This window comes from Kosakonia quasisacchari, from assembly GCF_004331415.1.
Classification (GTDB): Bacteria; Pseudomonadota; Gammaproteobacteria; order Enterobacterales; family Enterobacteriaceae; genus Kosakonia; species Kosakonia quasisacchari.
In genome coordinates this window covers 100,744-126,219 of the sequence record NZ_SJOP01000010.1, presented here as the reverse complement: position 1 = coordinate 126,219, position 25,476 = coordinate 100,744, and the positions used below count along the sequence as shown (strand labels likewise).

Annotated in this window: 26 protein-coding genes; 14 read left to right on the top strand and 12 right to left on the bottom strand. The window is 55.3% G+C overall.

The features are described 5' to 3' along the window. The first annotated feature begins 129 nt into the window (after nucleotides 1-129). On the top strand, nucleotides 130-936 hold the full coding sequence (proC, locus tag E0L21_RS12735) for a pyrroline-5-carboxylate reductase (RefSeq protein WP_131410139.1): 807 nt from the start codon (nucleotides 130-132) through the stop codon (nucleotides 934-936). Nucleotides 937-973: 37 nt separating this feature from the next. Here proC and E0L21_RS12730 read toward each other — a convergent pair whose 3' ends face one another. The 6 genes from E0L21_RS12730 to E0L21_RS12705 form a co-directional block, all read right to left on the bottom strand. After that, the gene (locus E0L21_RS12730; protein WP_131410007.1) at nucleotides 974-2,497 is read right to left on the bottom strand and encodes an FAD-dependent oxidoreductase; all 1,524 of its coding nucleotides are present in this window, start codon (nucleotides 2,495-2,497) and stop codon (nucleotides 974-976) included. Between the two features lie 178 nt (nucleotides 2,498-2,675). Next, complete coding sequence (gene psiF / locus E0L21_RS12725) at nucleotides 2,676-2,996, bottom strand: phosphate starvation-inducible protein PsiF (protein ID WP_131410005.1); 321 nt, start codon at nucleotides 2,994-2,996, stop codon at nucleotides 2,676-2,678. 90 nt (nucleotides 2,997-3,086) lie between these two features. Then, nucleotides 3,087-4,517 carry an alkaline phosphatase gene (gene phoA / locus E0L21_RS12720; RefSeq protein WP_165501910.1) on the bottom strand — a complete coding sequence of 477 codons (1,431 nt, stop codon included), beginning with the start codon at nucleotides 4,515-4,517 and terminating at the stop codon, nucleotides 3,087-3,089. Between the two features lie 87 nt (nucleotides 4,518-4,604). Continuing rightward, nucleotides 4,605-4,865 (bottom strand): anti-adapter protein IraP, encoded by a 261-nt coding sequence (gene iraP, locus E0L21_RS12715; RefSeq protein WP_017458820.1) that lies wholly within the window; start codon nucleotides 4,863-4,865, stop codon nucleotides 4,605-4,607. A gap of 262 nt (nucleotides 4,866-5,127) precedes the next feature. After that, nucleotides 5,128-6,318: a multidrug efflux MFS transporter gene (locus E0L21_RS12710; protein ID WP_131410003.1), complete on the bottom strand. Its 1,191-nt coding sequence runs from the start codon at nucleotides 6,316-6,318 to the stop codon at nucleotides 5,128-5,130. Nucleotides 6,319-6,487: 169 nt separating this feature from the next. Further along, entirely contained in the window at nucleotides 6,488-7,171 is a 684-nt protein-coding gene (locus tag E0L21_RS12705; protein ID WP_131410001.1) for an extensin-like domain-containing protein, read from the bottom strand. 108 nt (nucleotides 7,172-7,279) lie between these two features. Here E0L21_RS12705 and ddlA point away from each other — a divergent pair, with 108 nt between their 5' ends. Then, nucleotides 7,280-8,380: a D-alanine--D-alanine ligase gene (ddlA, locus tag E0L21_RS12700; RefSeq protein WP_131409999.1), complete on the top strand. Its 1,101-nt coding sequence runs from the start codon at nucleotides 7,280-7,282 to the stop codon at nucleotides 8,378-8,380. Here ddlA and E0L21_RS12695 read toward each other — a convergent pair whose 3' ends face one another. Next, nucleotides 8,381-8,602: a DUF2754 domain-containing protein gene (locus tag E0L21_RS12695; RefSeq protein ID WP_017458816.1), complete on the bottom strand. Its 222-nt coding sequence runs from the start codon at nucleotides 8,600-8,602 to the stop codon at nucleotides 8,381-8,383. Nucleotides 8,603-8,867: 265 nt separating this feature from the next. Between E0L21_RS12695 and E0L21_RS12690 the strand changes: the two genes are divergently transcribed. After that, entirely contained in the window at nucleotides 8,868-9,176 is a 309-nt protein-coding gene (locus E0L21_RS12690; protein WP_131409996.1) for a DUF2755 family protein, read from the top strand. On the opposite strand, the gene E0L21_RS12685 is transcribed toward E0L21_RS12690, so the two are convergent. From E0L21_RS12685 to E0L21_RS12675, 3 genes are all read right to left on the bottom strand, one after another. Next, on the bottom strand, nucleotides 9,173-10,300 hold the full coding sequence (locus E0L21_RS12685; RefSeq protein ID WP_131409994.1) for a DUF1615 domain-containing protein: 1,128 nt from the start codon (nucleotides 10,298-10,300) through the stop codon (nucleotides 9,173-9,175). The two genes, E0L21_RS12690 and E0L21_RS12685, sit on opposite strands and share 4 nt — an antisense overlap. A gap of 13 nt (nucleotides 10,301-10,313) precedes the next feature. Then, nucleotides 10,314-11,534: a peptide antibiotic transporter SbmA gene (sbmA, locus tag E0L21_RS12680; protein ID WP_131409992.1), complete on the bottom strand. Its 1,221-nt coding sequence runs from the start codon at nucleotides 11,532-11,534 to the stop codon at nucleotides 10,314-10,316. 136 nt (nucleotides 11,535-11,670) lie between these two features. Continuing rightward, nucleotides 11,671-12,204 (bottom strand): isochorismatase family protein, encoded by a 534-nt coding sequence (locus tag E0L21_RS12675; protein WP_131409990.1) that lies wholly within the window; start codon nucleotides 12,202-12,204, stop codon nucleotides 11,671-11,673. Nucleotides 12,205-12,396: 192 nt separating this feature from the next. Between E0L21_RS12675 and ampH the strand changes: the two genes are divergently transcribed. The 3 genes from ampH (at nucleotide 12,397) to E0L21_RS12660 (ending at nucleotide 16,512) form a co-directional block, all read left to right on the top strand. Then, the gene (ampH, locus tag E0L21_RS12670) at nucleotides 12,397-13,554 is read left to right on the top strand and encodes a D-alanyl-D-alanine-carboxypeptidase/endopeptidase AmpH (RefSeq protein WP_131409988.1); all 1,158 of its coding nucleotides are present in this window, start codon (nucleotides 12,397-12,399) and stop codon (nucleotides 13,552-13,554) included. A gap of 120 nt (nucleotides 13,555-13,674) precedes the next feature. Next, nucleotides 13,675-14,646, top strand: coding sequence for a porphobilinogen synthase (hemB, locus tag E0L21_RS12665; RefSeq protein ID WP_131409986.1), 972 nt, complete (start codon nucleotides 13,675-13,677; stop codon nucleotides 14,644-14,646). A 141-nt stretch (nucleotides 14,647-14,787) separates the two neighbouring features. Next, nucleotides 14,788-16,512 (top strand): lysophospholipid acyltransferase family protein, encoded by a 1,725-nt coding sequence (locus E0L21_RS12660; RefSeq protein ID WP_131409984.1) that lies wholly within the window; start codon nucleotides 14,788-14,790, stop codon nucleotides 16,510-16,512. Between the two features lie 409 nt (nucleotides 16,513-16,921). Here the strand turns inward: E0L21_RS12660 and E0L21_RS12655 are convergent, their stop codons facing one another. Further along, a complete protein-coding gene (locus tag E0L21_RS12655; RefSeq protein ID WP_131409982.1) occupies nucleotides 16,922-17,173 on the bottom strand; it encodes a hypothetical protein in 252 nt (83 codons plus the stop codon). Between the two features lie 38 nt (nucleotides 17,174-17,211). Here E0L21_RS12655 and eat point away from each other — a divergent pair, with 38 nt between their 5' ends. From eat to E0L21_RS12615, 8 genes are all read left to right on the top strand, one after another. Further along, entirely contained in the window at nucleotides 17,212-18,588 is a 1,377-nt protein-coding gene (eat, locus tag E0L21_RS12650; protein WP_131409980.1) for an ethanolamine permease, read from the top strand. Between the two features lie 9 nt (nucleotides 18,589-18,597). Beyond that, complete coding sequence (locus tag E0L21_RS12645) at nucleotides 18,598-19,986, top strand: ethanolamine ammonia-lyase subunit EutB (RefSeq protein WP_131409978.1); 1,389 nt, start codon at nucleotides 18,598-18,600, stop codon at nucleotides 19,984-19,986. Then, nucleotides 19,983-20,756, top strand: coding sequence for an ethanolamine ammonia-lyase subunit EutC (eutC, locus tag E0L21_RS12640; protein WP_131409976.1), 774 nt, complete (start codon nucleotides 19,983-19,985; stop codon nucleotides 20,754-20,756). Before E0L21_RS12645 ends, eutC begins: the two co-directional genes overlap by 4 nt. Before the next feature lie 92 nt (nucleotides 20,757-20,848). After that, on the top strand, nucleotides 20,849-21,364 hold the full coding sequence (locus E0L21_RS12635) for a hypothetical protein (RefSeq protein WP_131409974.1): 516 nt from the start codon (nucleotides 20,849-20,851) through the stop codon (nucleotides 21,362-21,364). Nucleotides 21,365-21,374: 10 nt separating this feature from the next. Then, nucleotides 21,375-21,824 carry a DUF421 domain-containing protein gene (locus E0L21_RS12630; protein WP_131409972.1) on the top strand — a complete coding sequence of 150 codons (450 nt, stop codon included), beginning with the start codon at nucleotides 21,375-21,377 and terminating at the stop codon, nucleotides 21,822-21,824. Between the two features lie 58 nt (nucleotides 21,825-21,882). Next, entirely contained in the window at nucleotides 21,883-22,413 is a 531-nt protein-coding gene (locus E0L21_RS12625) for a 2-oxo-tetronate isomerase (protein ID WP_131409970.1), read from the top strand. Between the two features lie 194 nt (nucleotides 22,414-22,607). Beyond that, nucleotides 22,608-23,990 carry a D-arabinono-1,4-lactone oxidase gene (locus E0L21_RS12620; RefSeq protein ID WP_131409968.1) on the top strand — a complete coding sequence of 461 codons (1,383 nt, stop codon included), beginning with the start codon at nucleotides 22,608-22,610 and terminating at the stop codon, nucleotides 23,988-23,990. Further along, nucleotides 23,987-24,814, top strand: coding sequence for a glycosyltransferase family 8 protein (locus E0L21_RS12615; RefSeq protein ID WP_131409966.1), 828 nt, complete (start codon nucleotides 23,987-23,989; stop codon nucleotides 24,812-24,814). The genes E0L21_RS12620 and E0L21_RS12615 overlap by 4 nt, the downstream gene beginning before the upstream one ends. A 52-nt stretch (nucleotides 24,815-24,866) precedes the next feature. Here E0L21_RS12615 and E0L21_RS12610 read toward each other — a convergent pair whose 3' ends face one another. Continuing rightward, the gene (locus tag E0L21_RS12610; protein WP_131409964.1) at nucleotides 24,867-25,460 is read right to left on the bottom strand and encodes a LysR family transcriptional regulator; all 594 of its coding nucleotides are present in this window, start codon (nucleotides 25,458-25,460) and stop codon (nucleotides 24,867-24,869) included. Nucleotides 25,461-25,476: the final 16 nt, after the last annotated feature.

Genomic DNA, 25,476 nt, shown 5'->3' with positions numbered 1-25,476 from the left:
GCTCCTTTCTGTTTGCGGCGCATTGTCGCTTTAATTTCCTGTCGGGGAAAGGAGAGATCCTTTCGCCCTCACCGCCAATCCACGTTAAGCTATATCGCACAACCATTTACAAGCAGAGAGACGGATGTGATGGAAAAAAAAATCGGTTTTATCGGCTGCGGAAACATGGGCAAAGCGATTGTTGGCGGCTTGATTGCCAGCGGCCAGGTGCTGCCGGGGCAAATCTGGGTTTATACCCCGTCGCCGGATAAAGTGGCCGCCCTGCATGACCAGTTTGGCGTAAATCCAGCACAAAGCGCGCAAGAAGTGGCGCAGATAGCCGATATCGTCTTTGGCGCAGTCAAACCGAACATTATGGTGAAAGTCCTTAACGATATCTCCTCCAGCCTGAACAAAGAGACGCTGGTTGTCTCCATCGCCGCAGGCGTTACGCTTGATCAGTTAGCTCGCGCACTCGGTCACGACCGCAAAATCGTCCGCGCCATGCCCAACACACCGTCGCTGGTGAACGCCGGTATGACCTCTGTGACACCTAACGCGCTGGTCACGCCGGAAGATACCGCCGATGTGCTAAATATCTTCCGCTGCTTTGGTGAAGCAGAAGTGATTGCCGAACCGATGATCCACCCGGTAGTTGGCGTCAGCGGCTCTGCACCGGCGTATGTGTTCATGTTTATCGAAGCGATGGCCGATGCCGCTGTGCTGGGCGGGATGCCGCGCGCGCAAGCCTACAAATTCGCCGCGCAGGCGGTGATGGGTTCCGCGAAAATGGTGCTGGAAACCGGTAAGCATCCCGGTGAGCTAAAAGATATGGTGTGCTCGCCTGGCGGCACCACCATTGAGGCGGTCAAAGTGCTGGAAGAGAAAGGTTTCCGCTCGGCGGTTATCGAAGCTATTGCCGCTTGTATGGCGAAGTCCGACAAACTGAGCAGCTAAAGCCATGCGCCACGCTCATCCCGCGTGGCGCCATTTATCAGGCCAGTATTTCGCTGGCCGCTCGCATACTGATAGGCTGCTGCATTTTGAGCAATAATCCCGCCGTTTCACTGTATTCCCCGCAGCTCAGCACCGCTTTCAGCACACCTTCTTTGCCGTAGAGCACGGCAAAGCGTTTGTTATCAAACGATCCCAACATTTTCATGCTGTCCCACTCGCGGGTATAACCGAGGTATTCAAAACGGTTACCGAAGTGAGTCGTCCAGAAAAAGGGCACCCGATCAAAAGCATGCTGCTCGCCCAGCATATTCAGCGCAGCGAGCCGTCCCTGCTGCTGTGCAACACGCCAGTGTTCAATACGCCGGCGCCCTTCCGGGGCCGGGTAGCTGGCGATATCGCCTACTGCCCAGACATCCGTTGCCGCGCTCAACGTTTCATCCACCGTCAGGCTGCCATCTTTTTCATGGGGCAGATCGCGCGCCATGTCGGTTACTGGCTTCACGCCCGTGGCAAACACCACCACATGTGCTGGCACTGAACGGCCATCTTTTAACGTCACGCTCTGCACATGGCCGTTGCCCTCCAGCGCAGCCGGTTCGCCGGTAACAAACTTCACGCCATTCTGTTTATGCAGGTTCATAAAATACTGCCCTATCTCCTCACCGAACTGCGGTACAAAAGGCAGCGCATGACGTGATAATACCGTCACGTCGATATCCTGATTACGCAGTGCTGCCGCCAGCTCCATGGCGATAAAGCTATTACCGATCACCACCAGTTGCTGTTCCTGTTCCACTTCATTAAGCAGACGTTCGGCCTGGTGGATACCACGCAGCACATGTACGCCCGCCAGGTGGTTGCCGGGAATATCCGGCCACACCGGTTGGCCGCCAGTCGCCATCAGCAGTTTGTCGAAGGAAATCTGCCGACCACTGGCAAGCGTAAGCTGATGAGCGTGGCTATCCAGATCCGTCACCTCTTCACGCAGGATTTCGACGCCAGGCTGACTGTAAAAGGCGTTATCCAGCAGGTGGGGGACTTCACTGATTTTCATTTTCCCCGCCGGAACGAATTTGCTCAATGCGGTGCGATCGTAGGGCGCATTATCTTCTTTATCGATCAATACCAGGTGGCCGTTAAATCCGGCGTCACGCAACGTGATCGCCGCCGCGCTTCCTGCCGCGCCAGTACCCAGAATCACCGCCGTTTGCGGGCGTTCACCACGAATAAGCGCGTGGCTGGCAGGTGAAAGTGGGCGCGGGTTAACCAGCACCCGATTCTGCTCAAGGCTCACCGGATATTGCTTAAGGTTTTGCAGTGCCAGCGGTTCGCGCCATTCGCCATTGGTGATATCAAACGCCGCTTTATGCCACGGACAGACCAGCTTGCCATCGCACACGGCGCCCTTCTCCAGCGGCCCGCCTGCATGCGGGCATTTACTCTGAAAGGCCCGGACTTTTGCCCCGGTGCGGATAAGGATCATGGATGTACCCGCAACGTCCACTTTCACCGGTTGGCTTTCCGGCAAGGCATTCAGTTCAGTAACGTATTGATAATTCATCACTTTGCTCCCGTGTCAGTGTTGCAAAAACGGGCGTAACGCCAGACAGCGCACAACCACGAGGAAAAGGAGAAATAAAAAGCTCACCAAGTAAGCCTGGCAGAGATTAGCGGGTGGGCAATAAGGTGGGGATATTTCAGAATGATGGGTGAGCGAAACACAACGCTCACCCGATGCGTTATTGCGGTTTTTTCAGGCAACCGCTCATAAATTTACTGCGATCTTCGCCTTTCAGGGATTGTTGCGTCGCCTGGGCGTTACATTCACGCATGCGCTGTTGCTGCGGCGTCAGGCTTTTTTGTCCGGGCTCAGTTTTGGTGTTTTTCAGGCAGTCACTCATGTATTTCTTACGGGCGTCTCCCGCCAGGGTTTGCGCCGTCGCCTGTTGATTACAGAGGGTCATACGTTGTTGTTGCGGGGTCAGTGTTTTTTCGGCGGCGCCAAGCGCCGTAACGAACAGCAGGCCAAAGACGAGGGTAACCAGTAATGTTATTTTCATAGCACCATCCTTATCTTAATGTGCCTTTTAAGAATGGTACTAATTGGTGAAAAAACCACCCGGCAGCAAAGATTTACCGCCGGGAGGCTGTTACTTCAGATTCAGCGCTGCTTTCATGGTGTAGAACAGATCGGTCTGATCCGTCAGCCCCACCACGTTGCCCGCATGTGGGCCATAAGCCGCAATGCGCACCTGCGTTCCGGTATGTTCCATCGACTCCTCTTCCGAGTTGCCGTAAGTGATCGCCATTACCGCGCCGTCTTTAGTGTTCAGCGCCTGACTCAGCCCCGGCGCCTTCGTATCTGCCGGAATGATCTGGCTGGCATGGGCGTGGTCCGCTGTCACGATCACCAGCGTATTGCCATCTTTCCTGGCAAATTCCAGCGCTTTCTGCACGGCTTCGTCGAGATCGACCGTTTCACCGATCTGCCCGCACGGATTCGCCGCGTGATCCTGTTTATCGATCGACGCGCCTTCCACTTGCAGAAAGAAGCCCTTCTTGTTTTTGCTCAGCAAATCAATGGCTTTTTCCGTCATCGCCGCCAGTGTTGGTACGCTGTCGGTGCGCTTCGCGTTTGGCGTACAGGTCACGGCAGGTTGATCAATATTGCCGTGCAGCGAGGCTTTCGGCCCTTCCCAGCGCACCGGCATGTTGCCATCGGAGAACAGCCCCAGCAGCGGTTTGTCCTGGTTCGCTTCAGTGATAGCCGCCAGCGTAGAAGCATCGCCAACCAACTGGTAACCGCGCGCCTGCGCCTGTTCGCGCAGCGTTTTCCCTTTCCACTCACCGGCGGTAGCGGCTTCGCTGAAGGTTTTCGCGCCGCCGCCCAGCGTCACATCCGCGCGAGCATTCAGCAGTTGTTCAGTAATGGAACCTTTGCCGCCTTTCTCCAGCGCGTTGAGCGCACACTTCTCACTGGTTACCGTCGGGCCGTAGCAGCGACGTGAGATAACGTGAGAAACCAGCGCGGCGGGCGTAGCATCTTGCAGTTCTGCGGTAGAAACGTTGCCCGTCGCCAGACCGGCGGCTTTGGCCATTTCCAGAATGGTGGTGTGATCTTTGTCGTGAATGTCGACGCCAAGCGCGCCGTTATAAGTTTTAACACCGGTGCTCCACGCCGTGGCCGATGCAGCGGAGTCGGTTACGTAGTCCGGTTTGCCGGTTTTTTTGTCCAGCGAATAGTGGGTGTACTGGCCGGTCAGCGGCAAGGCGTCAATACCTTTAAAGAAGCCGCCTGCCCCTTCGGCATAATTTCGCGCGGCGGTAATTTCGGAATCACCCATGCCATCGCCAATCAGCAAAATAATATTTTTGGCGGGTTTATCAATGAGGGAATCACGCAGAGCAGCCGTTTGGTCGCCACTTAAACGGCGCGCTCCGCCAGGGGCGGAAATATCACCTTGAGCGGCCCGATTATCAAGAACAAGCGTCGAGGTGGTTTCCGCATAAATAGCAGGGGTAAACATCAGAGGTAATAATGCAAGGAATAATGCGCTCTGTTTCACTTTAATATTCTCCATGTACAAATACTTAAAGAAAATAAAACAGAGCGACTATAGGTAGCGCAGATGACAGTGAGATGACAGTTCAGGCAGCGCGTCAGGGGTTTAACTGCGCGGGTGCCTTAAAAGCTTTTTTACGTATTGTTGCAGCAACTCCGCATCCTGATGGGTGACATGTGTTCCCGGCCGGGCTTCTTCCAGTGCTCCTTCGATACTCTGGATTAATGCCTGTTGTTCAGTCGTCGCCATTTGGCGCAGCAGTGCGGTTACAACGATTTCCAGCGCTTCGACCTGAGCAACCAGTTCTTTCGACTCTTCTTCTTTTTCTGCAAGCTTGACCAATAACTCTGCAATGAGATTTTTCATAGCGCTTATTCCTTACGAGATTGCGAAGAAGTTAGCATTGAGTTTTGTTGTTGCAAAGTGGATACATGTATTATTTTTGCGGATTTTCTCACAACACTTAATAGTCATTTTAAAAGCAGGGTTAACGAAACGTTTCTCCCGTACCTAAGACAAATCATTTTAATGACTTAGCGATAAATAAACCAAAAGCGGTCAGTGTGTTTGCATAAGGGAATATTATAGTAAGGCCGGAACAGGCGTATATAATCCCGACCCCACCGTGTTAACGTTTGACCCGACGAAATGCCAGCAGTAATTGCCAAAGATTAATAAATACCACCACGGCCGTCGCAGCAAATACCCAACGGAAACCCGCCATCGCGGATACGGTGGCCCCCATCAGCGGACCGGCAACATTTCCCAGATACATGAACGATTGGTTGTAACCGAAAATACGCCCGGTGACCTGATCGCTGGAGTATTTCAGCAACAACGTCTGCACGGCGGGCAGCATCGCGCCATCTGCGAAGCCCAACATAAAGCGCAAGATCCCAAGCTGGAGCGGCGACGTGACAAACGACATGGCGAAAAACAGCACCACGGCCACTGCCATCGTCGCCATTAAAATGCGCGAGGTACCAATGCGATCCCCTAATTTACCGAGGTGCGGTGCGGAAATCAGCGCCGATACGCCGGGCACAGCGGCGATAAGTCCGCTGAGAAAAGCAATATTGGTGGTATGCGGCGACAACGATTGAATGAACAGCGCCAGGATCGGGCCGATAGAGCCATTGCAGAGCTGAATGACCATGGTGGTGATAAACAAACTGATGACCAGCGCCGGGTACGGCAAGGTAGAGAACACCGCTTTGCCGCTCAGGCGATCGCCCTTTTTCACCGTCGGCCTGACGCCCTCTTTAATTAAAAACAGCGTGACCAGGAAACTCACGATCAGCAATATCGCCGTAATGAGGAACACCATGCGCAGCCCTACATGATCAGCGAGAAAACCGCCCATCAGCGGCCCGCCAATCACACCGCTTATCTGCGCCGTGGAGAGTGTACTTAGCGCCCAACCGCTCCGTTCACGCGGCACCTGCGAGGCCACCAGCGCCATCGCATTGGGAATATAGCCAGACGTCAGCCCCATCACCCCGCGCAGAATCAGCAATTGCCACACATTGGTGGCAAACGCCTGCAGCAGAATAGCGATCGCCATCCCCAGCGAGGCGCGCAACAACATCAGTTTGCGCCCTTTCCGGTCCGCCAGGCTGCCCCACATGGGCGAAACAATCGCCGAAACCAGAAAGGTGATACTGAAGGTTAAGCCTGACCACATCGACAGCGCTTCATGAGAAGTCACGCCCAGTTGCGCAACATATAACGGCAAGAACGGCAGAATTTGGCTGATGGCGAGACCGGTGAAAAAACAACCGAACCAGACCGAGATAAGATTGACCTTCCAGGATTCCATAAGTACGCGTAATTATTGAGATTTTGACAAACAGCGCACAGGTTAACAAGAATGCGCCAGCGATGAGTCACCAGAGATGCGGTTACGGCAACTTTGGTGTTTTATCTGTCAGTATCCGCCCAACGCCGAAGACCCGGCAGAAAACCCCTGTTTTTTAGGCGGTTTATACTTAGCGGCAAAGGCCAAACCCGCGCATGCCAAGATGAAAATGGTTGGCGTGGGCGGCGTTGTACTCCGGCCCAAGGCCGTTACCGTAATAGCCGCAACTGGCGCTCAGCATTGCCCGCAGCCACGGCTGTGTCCGCGCCTGCCGCCAGCCCTTCAGCACCGTCACGGACTGGCCATTCGCCAGTCGAAAACCGCTGAGATCCAGCGCTTCTACGCTGGCGTGCTCGCTACGCCTGGCATCAGCGCGGTTGTAGATATTGCGACACGCATAGCTGCCAAGATGATCGATACGCGTAAGCTGACTGCCCATAAAGCGCTCGGTCAGCGGTCGCGCCTGTTGCTCAACAAACAGCGCGGAACTGAGCGCCAGCGGGCAACTTGCCAGAAAACTGCTGCTCAGTTTAACCGCCCCGAAATCGCGCACCCGCACAACATTGGTTAACGGACAATCTCCGGTGCTATCGGCAACCGGAGCAGAGGAGATTAACCGCTGCTGATTCGCCTGCGACAATAATTCCGAACATGCTTGCGGTGGCAAACGGCGCAGTTTGAACTGCGTAATGCGCCCGGGCGGGTCGCTAAGCTGTAATGGCGCAAACGGGTTGTAGTAAGACGGCAATGCGCGGTAGCCAACCCAAATCACCGCCAGAAGAATACACAAAACGATCAGGCCTTTCCCGCTCACGTCACCCCCTTCTGGTTTCCAGAAAACATTATGGCAGAAGGCCGCGAATCGTGCGTTTTGACGTGCTATGGTATGTGCTTTGTGAATTCAGTGTGAGTGAACGGAGAAATGGCAAAACTGCGGGTAGGGGTCGTCTTCGGCGGCAAATCAGCGGAACATGAAGTGTCGTTACAGTCGGCGAAAAATATCGTCGACGCCATGGATAAATCACGCTTTGACGTGGTGCTGCTGGGGATCGACAAACAGGGGCAGTGGCATGTCAGCGATGCGAATAATTACCTGCTAAACGCCAGCGATCCGGCGCGTATCGCCTTAAACCCCTCGGCGAATAGCGTGGCGCTGGTGCCGGGGATCCAACAGCAACAACTGATCCAGGCGGAAAACAGCGCACCGTTACCGAATGTCGATGTGATCTTCCCAATAGTTCACGGCACGCTGGGCGAAGATGGTTCATTGCAGGGCATGCTGCGTCTGGCGAATTTGCCGTTTGTCGGCTCCGACGTACTCGCTTCTGCGGCCTGCATGGATAAAGACGTCACCAAGCGCCTGTTGCGCGATGCCGGGCTTTCCATCGCCCCGTTTATCACGCTAACCCGCGCCAATCGCGCGCAGCTTAGCTTTAGCGATGTGCAAACCCAACTCGGTTTGCCGCTGTTTGTTAAACCCGCCAACCAGGGTTCCTCCGTTGGTGTCAGCAAAGTGACGAATGAAGCGCAGTATCACGATGCGGTAAACCTGGCGTTCGAATTCGATAAAAAAGTGATTGTTGAAACGGGCATCAAAGGTCGCGAGATCGAATGCGCCGTGCTGGGCAATGACTCACCGCAGGCCAGCACCTGTGGTGAAATCGTACTTAACAGCGAGTTTTACGCCTACGACACCAAATACATCGATGAAAACGGGGCGCAGGTCGTCGTGCCGGCCGACATTGATCCGGCAATCAACGATAAAATTCGCGGCATTGCCGTGCAGGCTTATCAGACGTTGGGCTGTGAAGGAATGGCGCGCGTGGATGTTTTTCTGACACCAGAAAACGAGGTGATCATCAACGAGATCAACACGCTGCCAGGGTTTACCAATATCAGCATGTATCCGAAACTGTGGCAGGCGAGCGGTATTGGTTATAGCGATTTAATCACGCGCCTGATTGAGCTGGCCGTTGCGCGCCATCAGGTTAACAGCGCGCTGAAAATTACCGTTAACAGTTAATCACTGCGGTTTATCCGCCGTCTCCTCGTCTTCCGGACGGCGGCGGATAATCAAACCAGCCAGCCAGAAACCAATCACCCAGGTCACCAGCCCCACCGCGTAGGTTTGCCAGCCTTTGGCTTCAAACCCCAGCAGCCCGACCACGCCATTCAGAATAAATATCAACCCAATCGCAAACGCATAATAGTGCCAGTCACGGCGGATTTTTACAGGCAGCTTCATGACAACTCCGGCAGTCAAAACGGCATCATCGCACAACCGCCGCTTACCGTCTGTGGCGTATGCGGAAATTCTGAAATGTTACCAAAGTAATTAAAACGTTACAGAAATGTGAGCAGCAACAAAAATCATCTAACTGGAATCATTCCCGGGGCGAAATTATCACCATTCTGATGTTGACAAAGCGGTACAACTGCCAAAATTACCGTCAGTTCAGGCCACGCGCCAACTAAATCGAGCGTTAAAAGTAAAGAGTACCGGAGGTCTAATGGCTGACTTTACTATGTCAAAACCCTTTAAGGGCGCAAAACAACGTGACACCTCCAGACCGGGTAATATTGCTTATGCCATATTCGTACTACTCTGCTTCTGGGCGGGTGCGCAGCTGCTGAACCTGCTGGTGCATGCACCGGGCGTGTTCGAGCATCTGATGCAAGTGCAGAATACCACCCGCCCGCACGTAGAAATGGGAATGGGCGTAGGCACAATTTTCGGTCTTGTGCCTTTCCTCGCGGGAAGCGCCCTGCTTGGCGTCATCTTCCTTATCTTACGCTGGCGACACCACCATTCGCGCTAGTTCTGCGCCATGCAGGCGGCCCGACGATCGTCGACGCGCTTCGCAAACCATGCTGTTGTCAGGTTGCGCGTGATCTTCGGGCTTTCCAGTTTGATCCCCGGCAGGACTTCTCGTGGCAATGTTTTGCCACTTTTCTTCTCTGCCAGCCGATAAACTTCACGATAAAGTTTGGTCTCTTCCAGTCTGTCGCTGTCTCCGCGCTCCAGCTGTCGACGGATATCACGATCGCTCATGCCAAGTGAAGCGCCCAGTTTACGTACGGCTAATTCCGTAGTGCCCGCATCGCTGCTGCCGTACAAAATCAGGTCGCCATCGAGCGCCAGTTTCACGCCGGTCGCTTTGCTGATGGCGTTCTGAAATGCCGCGTTGCGGCTGGCATACAATCCGGCGTTAAAATCGGCGAAACGGTAAAGCGGTGCCGTGTAGCTGACTGGGTAGTTGAGCAGATGATACGTGCCAAACCATAACCCACCGCGGCGGCTGAAAACCTCCTGACGCACGGTGCCTTCCATTTTCCACGGATAACCATCGGTATGTTGCTCGGCAAAGGCGACGCTAATCTGCATCGGCCCGCCGGTGCGCACCGGGTTAAGCGAACCAAACAGCTTCTGCCCCATCGGCACCATACCAATGAAGTCATCAAAAATAGCGCTAAGCTCTTTTTCCGTGCGCACTTTGTCCAACCGTTCGCTGTAGCTTTTACCGTTCGGCGACGGGATTTTCAGCGCGGTATGCACCAGCATCGTTGGAATGTGCATCCGCTCGGCGCGCTTATCGATCTCTTTCCAGGCGATTTTATTCAGCCCCGGCACCACCGGATCAGACTGGTAATTGGACTCCTGTTGCGCCACCGCTAACACCGAACAGATATTCTCCAGCGTCGGCGATAGCTTCTGGCTGCTAAAGGTCGTCGCCAGATCCTGCGCCCAGCCTTCGCGATCTTTCACGCTGGTGGGAATCGTTCGCCGCACTACGCTTGCGACATCCATCGGCTTGTTCTGCTGTTGCTCCAGCGTTTTTTCTTTTTCAGCTTCGGCTTCTTTTTGCGAAAGCGTGCCCTGCGTACTACACCCGGCGAGCACTAACGCCGCCAGCAACCAGCCAAAACGGGGGACGTAAACCATAACGTTCCTTGTGTTAACCAAAAGTATGGGGCACAGGCTGGATCTCTTGCCCATCCAGTTCACGCTCAAAACTGCGTAAACGTTTATAGATAGACATCAGCTCCACCAGCGTCGTCCAGGAAGAGATCAAATACTGGAACGAACTGCGCACCTGCTCAAACACGTTAGTTATCTGGCGCATCAGACCGAAAGTGATAGCCCCGGCGGCAATCGTCGGGAACAGCACAATCAGGCCAACCACCACATCAACCTGCATGTACAGGATACGGGCGATGTTGAAATACATATAGTGGAAATAGAGCCGGAAATAGTTACGCCGCACCGCAGCGAAGAGCTCCGCGATGGTATGCGGCCTGGCGCGACCGGCATCATCTTCGCCATACACCAGCTCTTTACGGTAGGCCGCTTCCACGCGCTGGTTTTTAAACTCTAGCCCAGGCAGCTTGATGCCCACAAACGCCAGCAGCACGGTGCCAAGCAATGCCCAGCTCACGGCAGCAATCACCAGCCCATAAGCGATATGCCCCACCACCGGTATCTCCTGCACATGCGGTGATAGCGCCACCAGCACGGGCAAAAAGGCAATTAGCGTCATGATGGCGTTAATAAAACTGGTGCCCATATCTTCGAGCGTCGAGGCGAAACGCATGGTGTCTTCCTGCACACGCTGGGCTGCACCTTCGATATGGCGCAGATGTTCCCAGTGCGCCATATAATATTCGTTCATCGCCGTGCGCCAGCGGAACACATAATGGCTGACGAAAAAGTTGTTGAGCACCGCCACCGTTACGGCAATCAGGGCGATCCACAAAAACACGCCAATCTCGCTGTACAACTGGCTAATGCTGACTTTGTTCGGCGCACTGAGCGCGGTCTGGATAAGATCGTAAAAGGGCTGATACCAGGCGTTAATGGCGACATTCACTTCGACCAAAAACCAGGTGACAAAGATAATTAATGCGGTGCCGAGAATCGACCAGCGCTGCCAGCGATGCGGCGAGAGGGTAAACCAGCACAGCGCAAAAACGCCGACACAAAGCAGATAGTAGGCATAAAACAGCAAGTAGCCAGGGCTCCAGAAACGCGCCGCGCTAATCGGCACATCCGCAGACGCGCCAGTAAGACGCATCAACCACGCTTCACCGCCGGCCTGCCAGAAAACAACGGTAATGGCGGTCCAGATGAATACCGACAAAAAGAACAACGCTGGTTTCGGAAAGAAGGACTTAAACATAATGCTCTCCTGCTCACTTCTTATTATTTACGACACATGCTGTGCATCACTGTTTGTAAGCCCCTAAAAGGGCAGCGACAAAAAAGCGCCGCGAAGTGCGGCGCCGTCTGGTTAAATCTGACCTAAGGTTAACGGCTTAGTTCGTTTGCCATTCGTGAAGAATTGTTTCGACGGGTTTCACTAACACCGGGTTGCCCGGCACCGTTAACGTACGCCACACCTCGTTATAGTGGTCGATCAAAACCGAGGCCTGCGCCGCCGGGCGATTCGCCGTGGTGTGCGCATCTTGCGCGACCGTAATGGCGTAACCACGGCTGGCCCCGTTTTTCAGCGTGGTATCCACACAGTAATCCGTGGCGCACCCGCACATCACAAAGGCGCGAATGTCATGATCGTGCAGCACGCTTTCGAGAGTGGTGTGATAAAACGCATCGCAGGCGGTTTTGGTGACATACAACGCGTTCACCGGTTGCGTCAATTCCGGCAGAATAGCAAACCCGTCACTGCCCTCTTCCAGCCCACCGGCTTCGGCGTGTTGAATAAAAATCACCGTATCCGCAGCCGCTATCAGTTGGTTAATGCGCGCCACACATTGCTCACGCTGAATACGCTCCGTTGCAAACACCCCGTTTTGCATATCCACCACCATCACTACCCGTTGACTTGCCATTGCCTGACTCCTGAGTGCGGGAAAGGAAGAGGTTATCACAGGCGCCTTGCACCAAAGTCATAGGGAAAAAATTTCATATTTACCCATCGTTACGTATTAGGGCGAAATAATACGCTTATTGGTGCTTTGCATCGAAACGCCAGGTAGTATAAATACCCTCTATCGTTCCCATTCTTATATGGATCCCCTTCGTTGAAACGTTGTCTGCTTTTCTCCGCGTTGCTCTGCACGCTGAGTATGACCAGCGCCCGTGCGGCGCAACAATCTCCCGATCCGGTATTTGCCTCTGACATTGTCGATCGTTACGCCAATCACATCTATTACGGTAGCGGTGCGACCGGGATGGCGATGGTCGTTATCGACGGTAACCAGCGCGTGTTCAGAAGCTTTGGTGAAACCCGTCCGGGCAATAATGTGCGCCCGCAACTGGATTCCGTTATCCGTATTGCGTCGCTCTCCAAGCTGATGACCAGCGAAATGCTGGTGAAACTGCTCGATCAGGGCCGGGTGCGTCTCGACGATCCATTAAGCAAATATGCGCCACCGGGCACACGCGTGCCGACCTACGAGGGTACGCCGATCAAACTGGTTAACCTCGCGACACACACCAGCGCGCTGCCGCGTGAGCAGCCTGGCGGCGCGGCGCACCGTTCGGTATTTGTCTGGCCAACGCGCGAGCAGCGCTGGAGCTGGCTTTCCACTGCGAAGCTAAAAACCGCGCCGGGCGCGCAGGCGTCTTACTCCAACCTGGCATTTGACCTGCTGGCCGATGCGCTTTCTCAGGCTGCCGGGAAACCCTATCCGCAGTTGTTTGAAGAGCAAATAACCCGCCCGTTGGGGATGAAAGACACCACCTTCACCCCGTCGCCGGATCAGTGCAAGCGCCTGATGGTAGCGGAAAAAGGGGCCAGCCCGTGCGATAACACACTTGCGGCAATTGGCAGCGGCGGCGTTTACTCCACGCCAGGCGATATGATGCGCTGGATGCAGCAGTTCCTCTCTTCCGACTTCTACACCCGCAACAGCCAGGCCGATCGTATGCAAACGCTGATCTACCCGCGAAATCAGCTCACCAAAGTGATTGGCATGGACGTGCCCGGCAAAGCCGACGCGCTCGGCCTCGGCTGGGTCTATATGGCACCGAAAGATGGCCACCCAGGGATCATCCAGAAAACCGGCGGCGGCGGCGGTTTTATCACCTATATGGCAATGGTGCCGCAGCATAACGTTGGCGTATTTGTGGTAATGACCCGTTCACCGCTGACGCGCTTTACCAGCATGAGCGACGGCGCGAACGACCTGGTCAGCGAACTGAGCAACAATAAACCGCTGGTGGTTCCGGCTTCCTGATGCGGACAAAGGCAGGCGGGTTGCCGTCTGCCTTCCCCTTTTAACAGCGATTTTGGTAAAACAGCCCGCCGCCTTTTCGGCTACAATGCCGCCATCTGTTCCACAAACATCAGGCATACCATGACCGATTTAATTACTCGCCCTCGCCGCCTGCGCAAATCGCCTGCGCTGCGCGCCATGTTTGAAGAGACAACACTGAGCAAAAACGACCTGGTGTTGCCGATCTTTGTTGAAGAAGAGCTCGACGATTACAAAGCCATCACCGCCATGCCTGGCGTGATGCGCATTCCGGAAAAGTATCTGGCGCGCGAAATCGAACGCATCGCCAACGCTGGGATCCGCTCAGTGATGACCTTTGGTATTTCGCACCACACCGATGACACCGGCAGCGACACCTGGCAGGAAAACGGACTGGTGGCGCGGATGTCGCGCATCTGCAAAGAGACAGTGCCGGAAATGGTGGTAATGTCCGACACCTGTTTTTGTGAATACACCTCGCACGGCCACTGCGGTGTGCTGTGCGATCACGGCGTGGATAACGACGCCACGCTGGTAAACCTCGGTAAACAAGCGGTGATTGCCGCCGCGGCAGGCGCAGACTTCATTGCGCCATCGGCAGCGATGGACGGCCAGGTGCAGGCGATTCGCCGTGCGCTGGATGCGGCGGGCTTTACCGATACCGCGATCATGTCCTATTCGACTAAGTTCGCCTCGTCCTTCTACGGCCCGTTCCGCGAAGCAGCGGGCACGGCGCTGAAAGGCGATCGTAAAACCTACCAGATGCACCCGATGAACCGCCGTGAAGCGATTCGCGAGTCGCTTATCGATCAGGCCGAAGGCGCAGACTGCCTGATGGTGAAACCGGCCGGCGCTTATCTTGATATCCTGCGCGATATCCGTGAGCGCACCGAGCTGCCGCTGGGCGCTTATCAGGTGAGCGGCGAATACGCGATGATCAAGTTTGCCGCTCAGGCAGGCGCGATTGATGAAGACAAAGTGGTGCTGGAAAGCCTTGGCGCGATTAAACGCGCAGGCGCGGATTTAATTTTCAGTTATTTCGCCCTCGATCTCGCCGAACGCGGCATCCTCTGAACGAAGCGGGCCTGGCCCGCTTTTTTTGCCTTTGCTCCTGATTATCCTCCCGTCTTTAAAGTGTCATTTATTCATTGTAATGAAATGTAAGCGTCATCTTCGCCCTTTACTGTCATCGGCAAGACGGGAGGAGAAACCACCATGTTTAGTCTCGACAATGTATTAGAGGATCTCTGGCCACAGGCCAGGCCAGCACCCTGGCAAAAAAATCTGCTCAGACGCCTGCTCTATGAGCAAGAGTTTCAGCAGTTCGCCGCACAGCACCCACACCTGAAAGGGCTGGATATGGTGGAACAAGTACTCGAACACTTACAGATCCGCTGCACTATCCCCGCTCACTGCCTTGAACAAATCCCTGAACATGGCCCACTGGTCATCATTTCCAACCACCCGACAGGCACGCTCGACGGGATGGCGCTGATGTACGCTGTTTCCCGCGTCCGCCGCGATGTAAAAGTGGTCACCAACCGCATGCTGTCGCATCTCGAACCGCTCAGTTCGCTGTTTATTCCGGTAGATAATATGGGTGGTCGCACACGTAAATCTTCATTGCAGCAGATGGAAAACCACCTGCAAGGCGGCGGCGTGTTGATCTTCTTCCCGGCCGGGGAAGTTTCGCGCATGACGCGCAAAGGCATTCGCGACAAAAGCTGGCATGCCGGGTTTATTAAACTGGCCAGCAAATTCCGCACCCCGCTGCTGCCAATGTGGATTGAGGCGCGCAACAGCGCTCTGTTCTACGCCAGCGCCATGGTGTCTGAAACCCTGCCCTTTTTACTGCTAATGCAGCAGATGTTTCGCCGGCGCGACAGCGCGCTGCCGATCAAAATCGGTGAACGTATTCCCTGGGACAGCTGGCACACGCCGCAACTCGCGCCGCGCGAGCTGGCCAATAAGTGTCGCAAGCATGTCCTGCGTCTTGGCAAGGGATTGCCCGGCCCCTTCAAAACCGAGTGTGCCATCGCACGTCCGGAAGAGCGCATTACGCTGCGCCGGGAGCTTAACAACGCCGAGTGCCTCGGTCGCACCGCTGATGGCAAGGTCATCTATCTGTGGCAACGTAAAGGGCAGGAAGATGCGCCGCTACTGCGTGAGCTTGGACGGCTGCGTGAAATCGCCTTCCGTGCGGTGGGAGAAGGCAGCGGTAAACGTCGTGATACGGATAAATATGACGACGATTACCTGCATCTGATCTTGTGGGATGACGCGGATCTGGAAATTGTCGGCGCTTACCGTTTTATGCCGACAGCGCAGCAAATAGAGATGCGCGGCGTAGAAGGGCTATATAGCCACAGCCTGTTCCATTACGACGATCGCATGGCGGATGTGCTGCGCCACGGCATTGAACTGGGGCGCAGCTTTATTCAGCCGCGCTATTGGGGTCGTCGCGGGCTGGATTATCTGTGGTCAGGTATTGGTGCCTATCTGGCGCGATACCCCCAGTATCGCTACCTGTTTGGCCCGGTCTCTATTTCCGGTGGCATGCCGCCTGCGGCGCGCGATCTGCTGGTGGCGTTCTACCGTCTGTGGTTCCCGGCCACCTGGCCGCTGGCGTCATCGCGCCGCCCATGGCCTGCTAGCATGCCGGAAGTGCTGGCGCAGTTTACCGGCGACGACTACACCGAAGATCTTACGCGGCTAAAATCGCTACTGGGGAACCTGGGTTGCGGCATTCCACCGCTATATAAACAATATTCCGAAGTGTGTGAGCCAGGCGGCGTGCAATTTATTGATTTCGGCTGCGACCCGGATTTCAACAACTGCGTGGATGGCCTGGTGCTGGTGGATTTAACGCACCTGAAAGCAAGCCGCTACGAGCGCTATATTGCTGCGCATCTGCCGCAGCCGGAAACAGAAACGGCATAACGTAAACCTGCACAAAACAGTAAAGCCGTCGCGTTACGCGTGACGGCTTTTTTACGCATCCTGTCAGCCATGCACCAGCCGCAACTGTGCTCGTCGGCTATTTAAACGAGGGTTGTCGGTAAAAATGACATATAAAATGGGGCGCCAGGCCATTACATCCTCCTTAGTTAAATATCATCCTGGGTTTGGCTGAAGATTATTGCGTCAAACTAAAGTGCCAGACAATTCAGGTCAACCCATTATTCCGGATTAGATTTAACATCAGGCTATTACGATAATGATATGTGTTGCGCCTCACAAAAAATCAAATAAATGACGCTGTAAAATCAATATGTTAACTTATTGTGAAATGCGCAAATTAAATAAAAACACAGTCGCTTTAATTAAAGCCTGATATGACAAAAAAGGGTTAAGAATAGTCGGATTTAAATTTCCAGTTGTTCCCTATAACATTTCCAGAAACCGGGCTAGTGCCTTTTTTTATTAATCTGTTGGCAATTAATTTCACCTTAATCAGCACATTCGCCAATTTCACCATTGCAGGGCAGCCTGCACCAGAATCCGATCTGCCACGGTGCAAGCCAGACATTTCCTCAAAGTCATAACCATGTAAATAATTAATTAATAAAAGAATATATCTTTTGGCACCGCCTTTGCACATTCACTGCTAACTGTATTCAATGGCGAGGCAGTAAAAGCATGAGCACACAAACAACATTAAAAAGAACACTGGGCAGCTTCCGTCTGTGGGGCATTGCCGTCGGGCTGGTGATTTCAGGGGAGTATTTTGGCTGGAGCTATGGCTGGTCACAGGCCGGTACGCTCGGCTTTTTGATTGTCGCACTGTTAATTGCCGCAATGTATTGCGCCTTTATCTTTAGTTTTACCGAGTTGACCACCGCAATCCCCCATGCCGGTGGCCCCTTCGCTTACGCGTACCGGGCTTTTGGGCCAACGGGCGGGTTTATTGCCGGTTTTGCCACCTTAATAGAATTCGTTTTCGCGCCTCCGGCTATTGCGATGGCGATTGGCGCGTATCTGAACGTGCAGTACCCGTCGCTGGATGCGAAATGGGTGGCCTGCGGCGCGTACCTCATCTTTATGGCACTGAACATTCTCGGTGTCGGCATTGCCGCCACGTTTGAGCTGATTGTCACCCTGCTAGCGATTTTCGAACTGCTGGTGTTTATGGGCGTGGTGGCACCGGGCTTCTCGTGGGGCAACTTTACCGCCAACGGCTGGGCAGGCGCAGAGAGCTTCAGCAGCCTGGCGTTGCCGGGAATGTTCGCCGCGATCCCCTTCGCCATCTGGTTCTTTCTCGCCATTGAAGGCGCGTCCATGGCGGCGGAAGAAGCGAAAGATCCGAAACGCACCATTCCTCGCGCACTTGGCGGCGGCATTTTGACCCTCACCGTGCTGGCGGTTGGCGTGATGATTTTTGCCGGTGGCGTGGGCGACTGGCGCACGCTGTCGAACATTAACGACCCGCTGCCGCAGGCGATGAAAGTGGTGGTCGGTAACAGCAGCGGCTGGCTGCATATGTTGGTGTGGCTTGGTTTGTTTGGCCTGGTGGCGTCGTTCCACGGCATCATTATGGGTTACTCACGTCAGATCTATTCACTGGCGCGCGCGGGTTACCTCCCTGCAAGCCTGGCGAACCTCAACCGCAAAACCCGCACTCCACATCTGGCGATCCTCGCCGGTGGCGTGGTCGGCATTGCGGCGATTTTCTCCGACTCGCTGGTCACCATCAGCGGCATGCCGCTCACTGCCTGTATTGTGACGATGTCCGTTTTCGGGGCTATCGTTATGTATATCACCTCAATGGCCGCGCTGTTTAAGCTGCGCCGCAGCGAACCGGAACTTGAGCGCCCGTTTAAAGCGCCGCTTTTCCCGTACGCGCCCGCGTTTGCACTGGGCATGGCGGTGCTCTGCCTGGTGGCGATGGTCTGGTACAACACGCTGCTGGCACTGATCTTCGCGCTGATGATGCTGGGCGGCTATATGTGGTTTCGTAAAACGGCGCACGCGCGTGAACGTGCCGAGATGGATCCGCAACTGCGGGCGCTCTCCTGAGGAGACGGAATGTATAAAACCACGCTGGCTCACCGTACTTATCAGTTCGACAGCCTGAAAACATTAATGGCAAAAGCCTCCCCGGCGCGATCCGGGGATGTGCTGGCCGGGATGGCGGCGCAGACAGCGGAAGAGCGGATGGCGGCGAAAATCGCCCTGGCAGATGTGCCGCTGCGCGAGATCCTCGCCTCGCCGCTTATCCCGTATGAAGACGATGAAGTAACGCGCTTAATTATCGATACCCACGATAGCCGCGCGTTCGCCCTGATTGCCCATCTGACGGTGGGCGAATTCCGCGACTGGCTACTGGCCGACAGCACCGATACCGCCACGCTTAGCCACGTTGCACCGGCGATCACGCCGGAAATGGCCGCTGCTGTCAGTAAGCTGATGCGTAACCAGGATTTGATCCTCGCCGCCAGCAAATGCAGCGTGATCACCCGTTTTCGCAACACCATTGGCTTGCCCGGCCATCTCAGCGTACGTTTGCAGCCCAACCACCCGACCGATGATCTGAAAGGCATTGCCGCCAGTATGCTGGATGGCCTGCTGTATGGCGCGGGCGATGCGGTGGTGGGCATCAACCCGGCCAGCGACAGCCTGCCGGTGCTGCAAAAGCTCAACCACATGATGGCAGACATCATTGATCGCTTTGCCATTCCTACCCAGTCCTGCGTGCTGACCCATGTCACCAATACCATTCAGCTCATTGAACGCGGCGCCCCGGTTGATCTGGTGTTCCAGTCGGTGGCGGGAACGGAAGCCGCTAACAGCGGTTTTGGTATCAATATGGCGCTATTGCAGGAGGCGCATGAGGCGGCGCTGAGCCTGAAGCGCGGCACGCTGGGCAACAACGTGATGTATTTTGAAACCGGCCAGGGCAGTTGTCTCTCCGCCAATGCGCATCACGGTGTCGATCAGCAAACCTGCGAAGCGCGTGCCTACGCGGTGGCCCGGCATTTCAACCCATTGCTGGTGAACACCGTGGTGGGCTTTATCGGCCCGGAATACCTCTACGACGGTAAGCAGATCATCCGCGCCGGGCTGGAGGATCACTTCTGCGGCAAACTGATGGGGCTGCCGATTGGCTGCGACGTCTGCTACACCAACCACGCGGAAGCGGATCAGGACGATATGGACACGCTGCTGACGCTGCTGTGCACCGCCGGGCTGACTTTTCTGATTGGCGTACCGGGCGCGGATGACATCATGCTCAATTACCAGAGCACATCATTCCACGATGCGCTCTATGCCCGCCGTCTGCTGGGGCTGAAACATGCGCCGGAGTTCGCCGAGTGGCTAACGAAGATGCAGATTATCGATACCCACGGCCAATTGCGCCTGACGGGTGCAAACCACCCGCTGCTGACCGTTATGCCACAAGGAGCGCACGCATGAATGGACCCGATGCCTGGACGCTGCTGCGTGAGTTTACCGATGCCCGCATTGCGCTGGGGCGCAGCGGCGCGAGCTTGCCCACGCGGGAGGTGCTCAATTTTGGCCTCGCGCACGCCCAGGCGCGTGATGCCATCCACCAGCCCTTTGACAGTGAAAGCCTGGCGCAACAATTACATGCGCTGGGTTTAAAAACGCTGGATGCACACAGTGCCGCTGCCGACCGGCATATCTACCTGAATCGCCCGGATTTGGGGCGCAGGCTCAGTGATGAGAGCCGCGAAACGCTTGCCGCTCATCGCCCACCCGCGCACGATCTGCTACTGGTGATTGGCGATGGGCTCTCTTCCCACGCCGTTCACCGCCAGTCAATCGGGCTTATCACCGCCCTGCTGCCCTATCTGAAAACGCTGGGCATTTCCCTCGGCCCCATAGTGCTCGCGCACCAGTCGCGCGTGGCGCTTGGTGATGACATTGGCGAAACGCTGGGCAGTAAAGCGGTGGCGATACTGATTGGCGAGCGTCCGGGGTTGTCCTCGCCGGATAGCCTCGGCGTCTACCTCACCTGGAAACCCGCGCGCCAGCGCATTGAATCCGAGCGCAACTGCATCTCTAACATTCGCCCGGAAGGGCTGAATTACGAGGCCGCTGCGTTTAAGCTCGCCTGGCTACTGGAACAGGCATTTCTGCGCCGTCTCACCGGCGTGCGGCTGAAAGACGAAAGTGACAACCCGGCGCTGCACGGGCGCGTGACACCCCGCATTACGAGCTGATCTCAGTACAGAGCGCTGGCGCGGCGAAGCGCTCTTTCTCCCCCCGTCATCTACACTCTTTACGTTATTTACGGCGAACCCGTGGAGGGCGTATGGAGAAAAAAAGTAACGCTGACACAGAGCGAACATGGCCCGTGGAAGACAATCCCTTCTGGTTGCATGTTGAAATGCAGGTGCAAAAATGGGGGGCGATAGCGCTTATCGCCATTGTGATTGCCGGGCTGTGCGGGCTCTTTTCACAAGGCTGGCTAAGCAAAAAAACGGCGACCAGCGCCGATCAACGTCTCACCGTGGAGTATGACCGCTTTGGTCGGCTGCAAAGCGATCTGGATATGCAGATAACCGCCAATGCCACAGCCGACAACCGTATCACTTTCACCTTAGGCGGCGATTTCATGCACGATTTTGAGATCCGCACCCTGCAACCACAACCGCTAAACATGTACAGCCGCAGCGGCGAGCTGGTACTGGAATATGCGCGTCCTGCCGCCGATAAACCGCTGACCGTGTGGCTGGGGCTGACACCGCTCGGCGTCGGCAACAGCACGCAGCGGATTTCAGTGAATAACGCAACCCCGGTCACCCTGACGCAGTTTATCTGGCCCTGAGGAGAACGCGATGGATATGGTATTACGCGCAATAGCTATCTATCTGGTGTTGATGGTTGTGTTCAAAATCGCCGGTCGCCGGGCGCTGCTCCAGATGACCTCTTTTGATTTGATTTTGCTGCTGATCATCAGTGAGGCCACGCAACAAGCACTGCTCGGCAATGACTTCTCCGTGACCGGCGCGGCGCTAACCATTATCACGCTGGTGGTGGTGGATATCTTATTTGGCACGCTGAAGAAGTATGTCAAAGGAGCGGAAAACCTGATTGACGGTACGCCGGTGGTGTTAGTGGAGAACGGCCAAATGCTGGAAAACAAAATGCGCGAAGCCGATATCACGCGCGACGACATTATGTTATCAGCGCGGAACAATCAGGGCATTGCCGATCTGGCAGAGATTAAATTCGCCATTCTTGAGCGCAACGGCCATATCTCGATTGTTCCCAAAAACTCATCATGACTTTTCGCTCGCTATACTTTGCTTACCGGGTCACAACCAACTTAACGAAAAATAGCCTATGAATGAAGACGTTACCTTAGCGAACAACATGAATGCCCTGCTCTGTCTGCCCATTCCTATGCTGGCAGCACAACTGGGCGAACTGCTTACTCAAAAACAGCTGCGCGTTACCACAGCGGAATCCTGTACCGGCGGACAAATCGCAACAGCGCTGTGCGCCGCAGGTGATACGCCAGCATTTTTTGGCTGCGGATTTGTCTCGTTTACCGATGAAGCGAAAAGTACCTTGTTGCAGGTTAAACGCGAAACGTTGGCGCGCTGGACGGCGGTAAGCGAGCAGACGGCCAGCGAGATGGTACAAGGCGCCTGCGCGGTTAGCCATGAACCGGTCGGGATTGCGGTCACCGGTTATGCCGGCCCGGATGGCGGCGAAGATGGTACGCCAGCCGGAACCGTGTGGTTTGCCTGGGCGCTGCCAGGGCAAGCGCCGATCACGGCATTACGCCATTTTGCCGGGGATTGCGAAAGCGTGATTGAGCAGTCGGTGAAATATGCAATAGCAACGTTAATAACACTCTTAAACCGCTAACCTTTTCCCCGTCGCGCGTCGTTATACCGCGCTGGCCCATTTCACGATCATCACGATGTTTATCTTAAATAATCAGGCCCCAACGGCCTGATTATCAGCATGATGCCAGGACGCCCAAGCCGCGGCAAAATTCACACTTTTCTGTGATGCGCTACGCTTGGTTTATCAATAAAAATCTGCGCGAGGAGCCGCCCATGACCGACACGCACACCCTTTTTCCCCGCCGCCAGCCGCATCCTGAACCGCAAGACCCGCATCTTTTCAACTGGGCGAAAAACACGGTTCTGGCCTGCAAAAATGCCGTTATCGGCGTGGAAAATGAAGCACAGCTGCAGCAGGTTATTGCCACCGCTGCCGGGCGAGTGCGGGTGATGGGCAGTTGCATGTCGCCAGGACGTATGCTGAAACTTAGCCAGCCGGACGATACGCTGATTGATATCTCTGCGCTGCGCGGCGTGCTGGCGGTGGATGACGACAGCGTGACATTTGGCGCCGGAACACAGTTGCACGAAATGTTTGAAATACTCACCGTCATGAATCGTATGCTGCACGCGTCGCCGGGGGTGATTGACGCGCAAACGCTGGCTGGAGCGATTTCAACGGGAACCCACGGCCAGGGCATGCAGCAAAGCTCGCTGGCAGATGAAGCGCTATGCATCCGGCTGGTGGACGCCGCCGGGCAGATCCACGAAATTGACCGCAAACAACCGGCGTTTGCCGCCGCGCAACTGGCGCTCGGCACGCTGGGGGCGATTACCGCCGTCACCCTCCGCACGCGCCCGGCTACCCTTTATACCTGCTTTAAAAACGCCAGCAGCGCCGCGAATCTTGCGCAAGATTTGGTTAGCTGGAACCAGCAATGGGCTTTCAGCAAAACGTGGTGGTTCCCGGATGAAAACAAAGTTCATACCTGGAACGCGCGCGAATCCACCGCCGATGAAATGGCACTATGGCGCGATAACCATGGTGACCTGGTAGAGCGGGAAGAGACTGACACGCAGATGAACGACACGGTGGAGAAAACGCTGGAACAGATGCATGACGACACCAATATCGTTGATGAAAATGGTAAGCCGTTTCGCACCATTACACGCTTTAAGGACTTTTCAGATGTGATTGGCGATATCTATCAGGTGTTCTGCCGGGGTATCGCTACGCCGCAAATCAATATTGAAATTGGCATTCCGCTGGCGCGCGCCCCGGCGGTCATTGCCCGCATTAAAGCGTGGCATCAGCAATCGCACCCGCATATGCACTATCCGATAATTTTGCGCTGCACCGGGCCTTCCGGCGCGTGGCTAAGCCCGGCCTGGCAGCAAGCGACCTGTTTTTTTGGTTTTGTGGTCTATTACGCCGAAGACGGGTCGCTCTCTGAAGAGGGGCTGGCGTTTCTGCGCACCGCCGAACAGTTGCTGGCAGAAGAAGGCGGGAAGCCACACTGGGGGAAATATTTCGACCCAACGTTATACGACTGGCCAACGCTCTACCCGCAATGGACGGCGTTTCAGGCCGTACGCCAGCGCTTTGACCCGCAGGGCAAATTCCTCAATACCTTTATGACGGAGTTACTGTCATGAGTGCCGCATTCGCCTGGGTAACCCTCCTGACGCAGCCGGATTATCTGCCGGGCGTAGAAACGCTGCACCATTCGCTGCGCGCCAGCGGTTCGCCGTGGCCGCTGGTGGTAATGGTGACAGCGGCTATTGACGACAACACGCGCCAGCATTTGAACGCACAAGGCTGCAAAGTGTGGGAAGTGCCGGTTATCGGCCCCGATCCCACGCTTGATGACAGCTATGCGAACGCCCGTTTCGCCGATGTGTGGAGCAAACTGGCGGTGTGGACGCTCAGTGAATACCAGCGGGTGGCGTTTCTCGATGCCGATATGCTGGTGATTCAAAATATGGATGACATCTTTGAACTGCCGCTGGCCGAAGGCACCATTGCCGCCTGCCATGCCTGCCGCTGCAACCCTAACCATATCGAAAGCTACCCGGCATGCTGGCGGCCGGAAAACTGCTATTACAGCTGGTGTACGGACGCGCAAATGCATGCCAACCCACCAGCGTCGCTGGATAACTACCTGAACGGCGGTTTTCTGCTGCTCACGCCGGATAACTCCCTTTATCAGCAGATGATGGCGACGCTGACTGAGAAAGCCGATATTTCGGATTATGTTTTCGCTGAGCAGGATTTTCTTAATGAGGTGTTCCGCGACCGCTGGCTACCGCTGCATTATGGCTATAACGCCTTAAAAACCCTGCCGCTTCAGCACCCACAAATATGGGATTTAGCGCGGGTGAAAAACCTGCACTTCATTATCGATAAACCCTGGGAAAAACAGCCCGAGCCGGGTGACAACGGGTACGAGCTGGATCGATTGTGGTGGAAATATGCGTAACTGCCGGTGAGCGCGCAATTACCGGAACGCGAACATGCCATCGCCTTTGTGTTTACCGCTCCGGCCAATGATGTTCTTGCGCGGCAGCCAGCAGCCAGTCGCGAAAGGCGTGGCAAAGCGGTTCTAACAGCGCCGACTTATCGTAGATCAGCAGCATCCCGCCGCTATTCTCCAGCGGGTGCAGGATGCCTTCACTCCCGGCCTGCACCGTGCGGCGAAAAGCAAAATCGATCCCTTCCGTTTTCAAATCAACGTCCCGCGAAGCGGTATTGATAAGCACCTCGGCATACGGGTGGTAACGTTCAAAGCCGCCAAGCCTTGGTAGCAACCAGTGCATAGCAAAATCCGTTGAGCAACTGACGCTCACGCGGTGTTGCGCCCCCGCGTCAATTAACCGGTGTGTTGCTTGTGAAATCTGATGAAAAGCAGGCTGAATGGCCCGCAAATAGATTTTCCCTTCCGGCGTCAGCGTGAGTATGCGCGAGCCGCGCATAAACAGCCGCACATTCACCCAGGCTTCAAGTTTGGCAATTTGCTGGCTCACTGCGCTGGCGCTGATAGATAACGCCGCGGCCGCCGCTTTCATACTCCCGTGTTGTGCGACAGCATTAAAACAGATGAGCGCCTGCAAAGGCGGTAAGGTCATTGCCGATCTCCGCATC

Coding starts and splice junctions, on each gene's coding strand:
- proC (WP_131410139.1), top strand. CDS start 130: ATGGAAAAAAAAATCGGTTTTATCGGCTGCGGAAACATGGGCAAAGCG.
- E0L21_RS12730 (WP_131410007.1), bottom strand. CDS start 2,497: ATGAATTATCAATACGTTACTGAACTGAATGCCTTGCCGGAAAGCCAA.
- psiF (WP_131410005.1), bottom strand. CDS start 2,996: ATGAAAATAACATTACTGGTTACCCTCGTCTTTGGCCTGCTGTTCGTT.
- phoA (WP_165501910.1), bottom strand. CDS start 4,517: ATGGAGAATATTAAAGTGAAACAGAGCGCATTATTCCTTGCATTATTA.
- iraP (WP_017458820.1), bottom strand. CDS start 4,865: ATGAAAAATCTCATTGCAGAGTTATTGGTCAAGCTTGCAGAAAAAGAA.
- E0L21_RS12710 (WP_131410003.1), bottom strand. CDS start 6,318: ATGGAATCCTGGAAGGTCAATCTTATCTCGGTCTGGTTCGGTTGTTTT.
- ddlA (WP_131409999.1), top strand. CDS start 7,280: ATGGCAAAACTGCGGGTAGGGGTCGTCTTCGGCGGCAAATCAGCGGAA.
- E0L21_RS12695 (WP_017458816.1), bottom strand. CDS start 8,602: ATGAAGCTGCCTGTAAAAATCCGCCGTGACTGGCACTATTATGCGTTT.
- E0L21_RS12690 (WP_131409996.1), top strand. CDS start 8,868: ATGGCTGACTTTACTATGTCAAAACCCTTTAAGGGCGCAAAACAACGT.
- E0L21_RS12685 (WP_131409994.1), bottom strand. CDS start 10,300: ATGGTTTACGTCCCCCGTTTTGGCTGGTTGCTGGCGGCGTTAGTGCTC.
- sbmA (WP_131409992.1), bottom strand. CDS start 11,534: ATGTTTAAGTCCTTCTTTCCGAAACCAGCGTTGTTCTTTTTGTCGGTA.
- E0L21_RS12675 (WP_131409990.1), bottom strand. CDS start 12,204: ATGGCAAGTCAACGGGTAGTGATGGTGGTGGATATGCAAAACGGGGTG.
- hemB (WP_131409986.1), top strand. CDS start 13,675: ATGACCGATTTAATTACTCGCCCTCGCCGCCTGCGCAAATCGCCTGCG.
- E0L21_RS12660 (WP_131409984.1), top strand. CDS start 14,788: ATGTTTAGTCTCGACAATGTATTAGAGGATCTCTGGCCACAGGCCAGG.
- E0L21_RS12655 (WP_131409982.1), bottom strand. CDS start 17,173: ATGTGCAAAGGCGGTGCCAAAAGATATATTCTTTTATTAATTAATTAT.
- eat (WP_131409980.1), top strand. CDS start 17,212: ATGAGCACACAAACAACATTAAAAAGAACACTGGGCAGCTTCCGTCTG.
- E0L21_RS12645 (WP_131409978.1), top strand. CDS start 18,598: ATGTATAAAACCACGCTGGCTCACCGTACTTATCAGTTCGACAGCCTG.
- eutC (WP_131409976.1), top strand. CDS start 19,983: ATGAATGGACCCGATGCCTGGACGCTGCTGCGTGAGTTTACCGATGCC.
- E0L21_RS12635 (WP_131409974.1), top strand. CDS start 20,849: ATGGAGAAAAAAAGTAACGCTGACACAGAGCGAACATGGCCCGTGGAA.
- E0L21_RS12630 (WP_131409972.1), top strand. CDS start 21,375: ATGGATATGGTATTACGCGCAATAGCTATCTATCTGGTGTTGATGGTT.
- E0L21_RS12625 (WP_131409970.1), top strand. CDS start 21,883: ATGAATGAAGACGTTACCTTAGCGAACAACATGAATGCCCTGCTCTGT.
- E0L21_RS12620 (WP_131409968.1), top strand. CDS start 22,608: ATGACCGACACGCACACCCTTTTTCCCCGCCGCCAGCCGCATCCTGAA.
- E0L21_RS12615 (WP_131409966.1), top strand. CDS start 23,987: ATGAGTGCCGCATTCGCCTGGGTAACCCTCCTGACGCAGCCGGATTAT.
- E0L21_RS12610 (WP_131409964.1), bottom strand. CDS start 25,460: ATGACCTTACCGCCTTTGCAGGCGCTCATCTGTTTTAATGCTGTCGCA.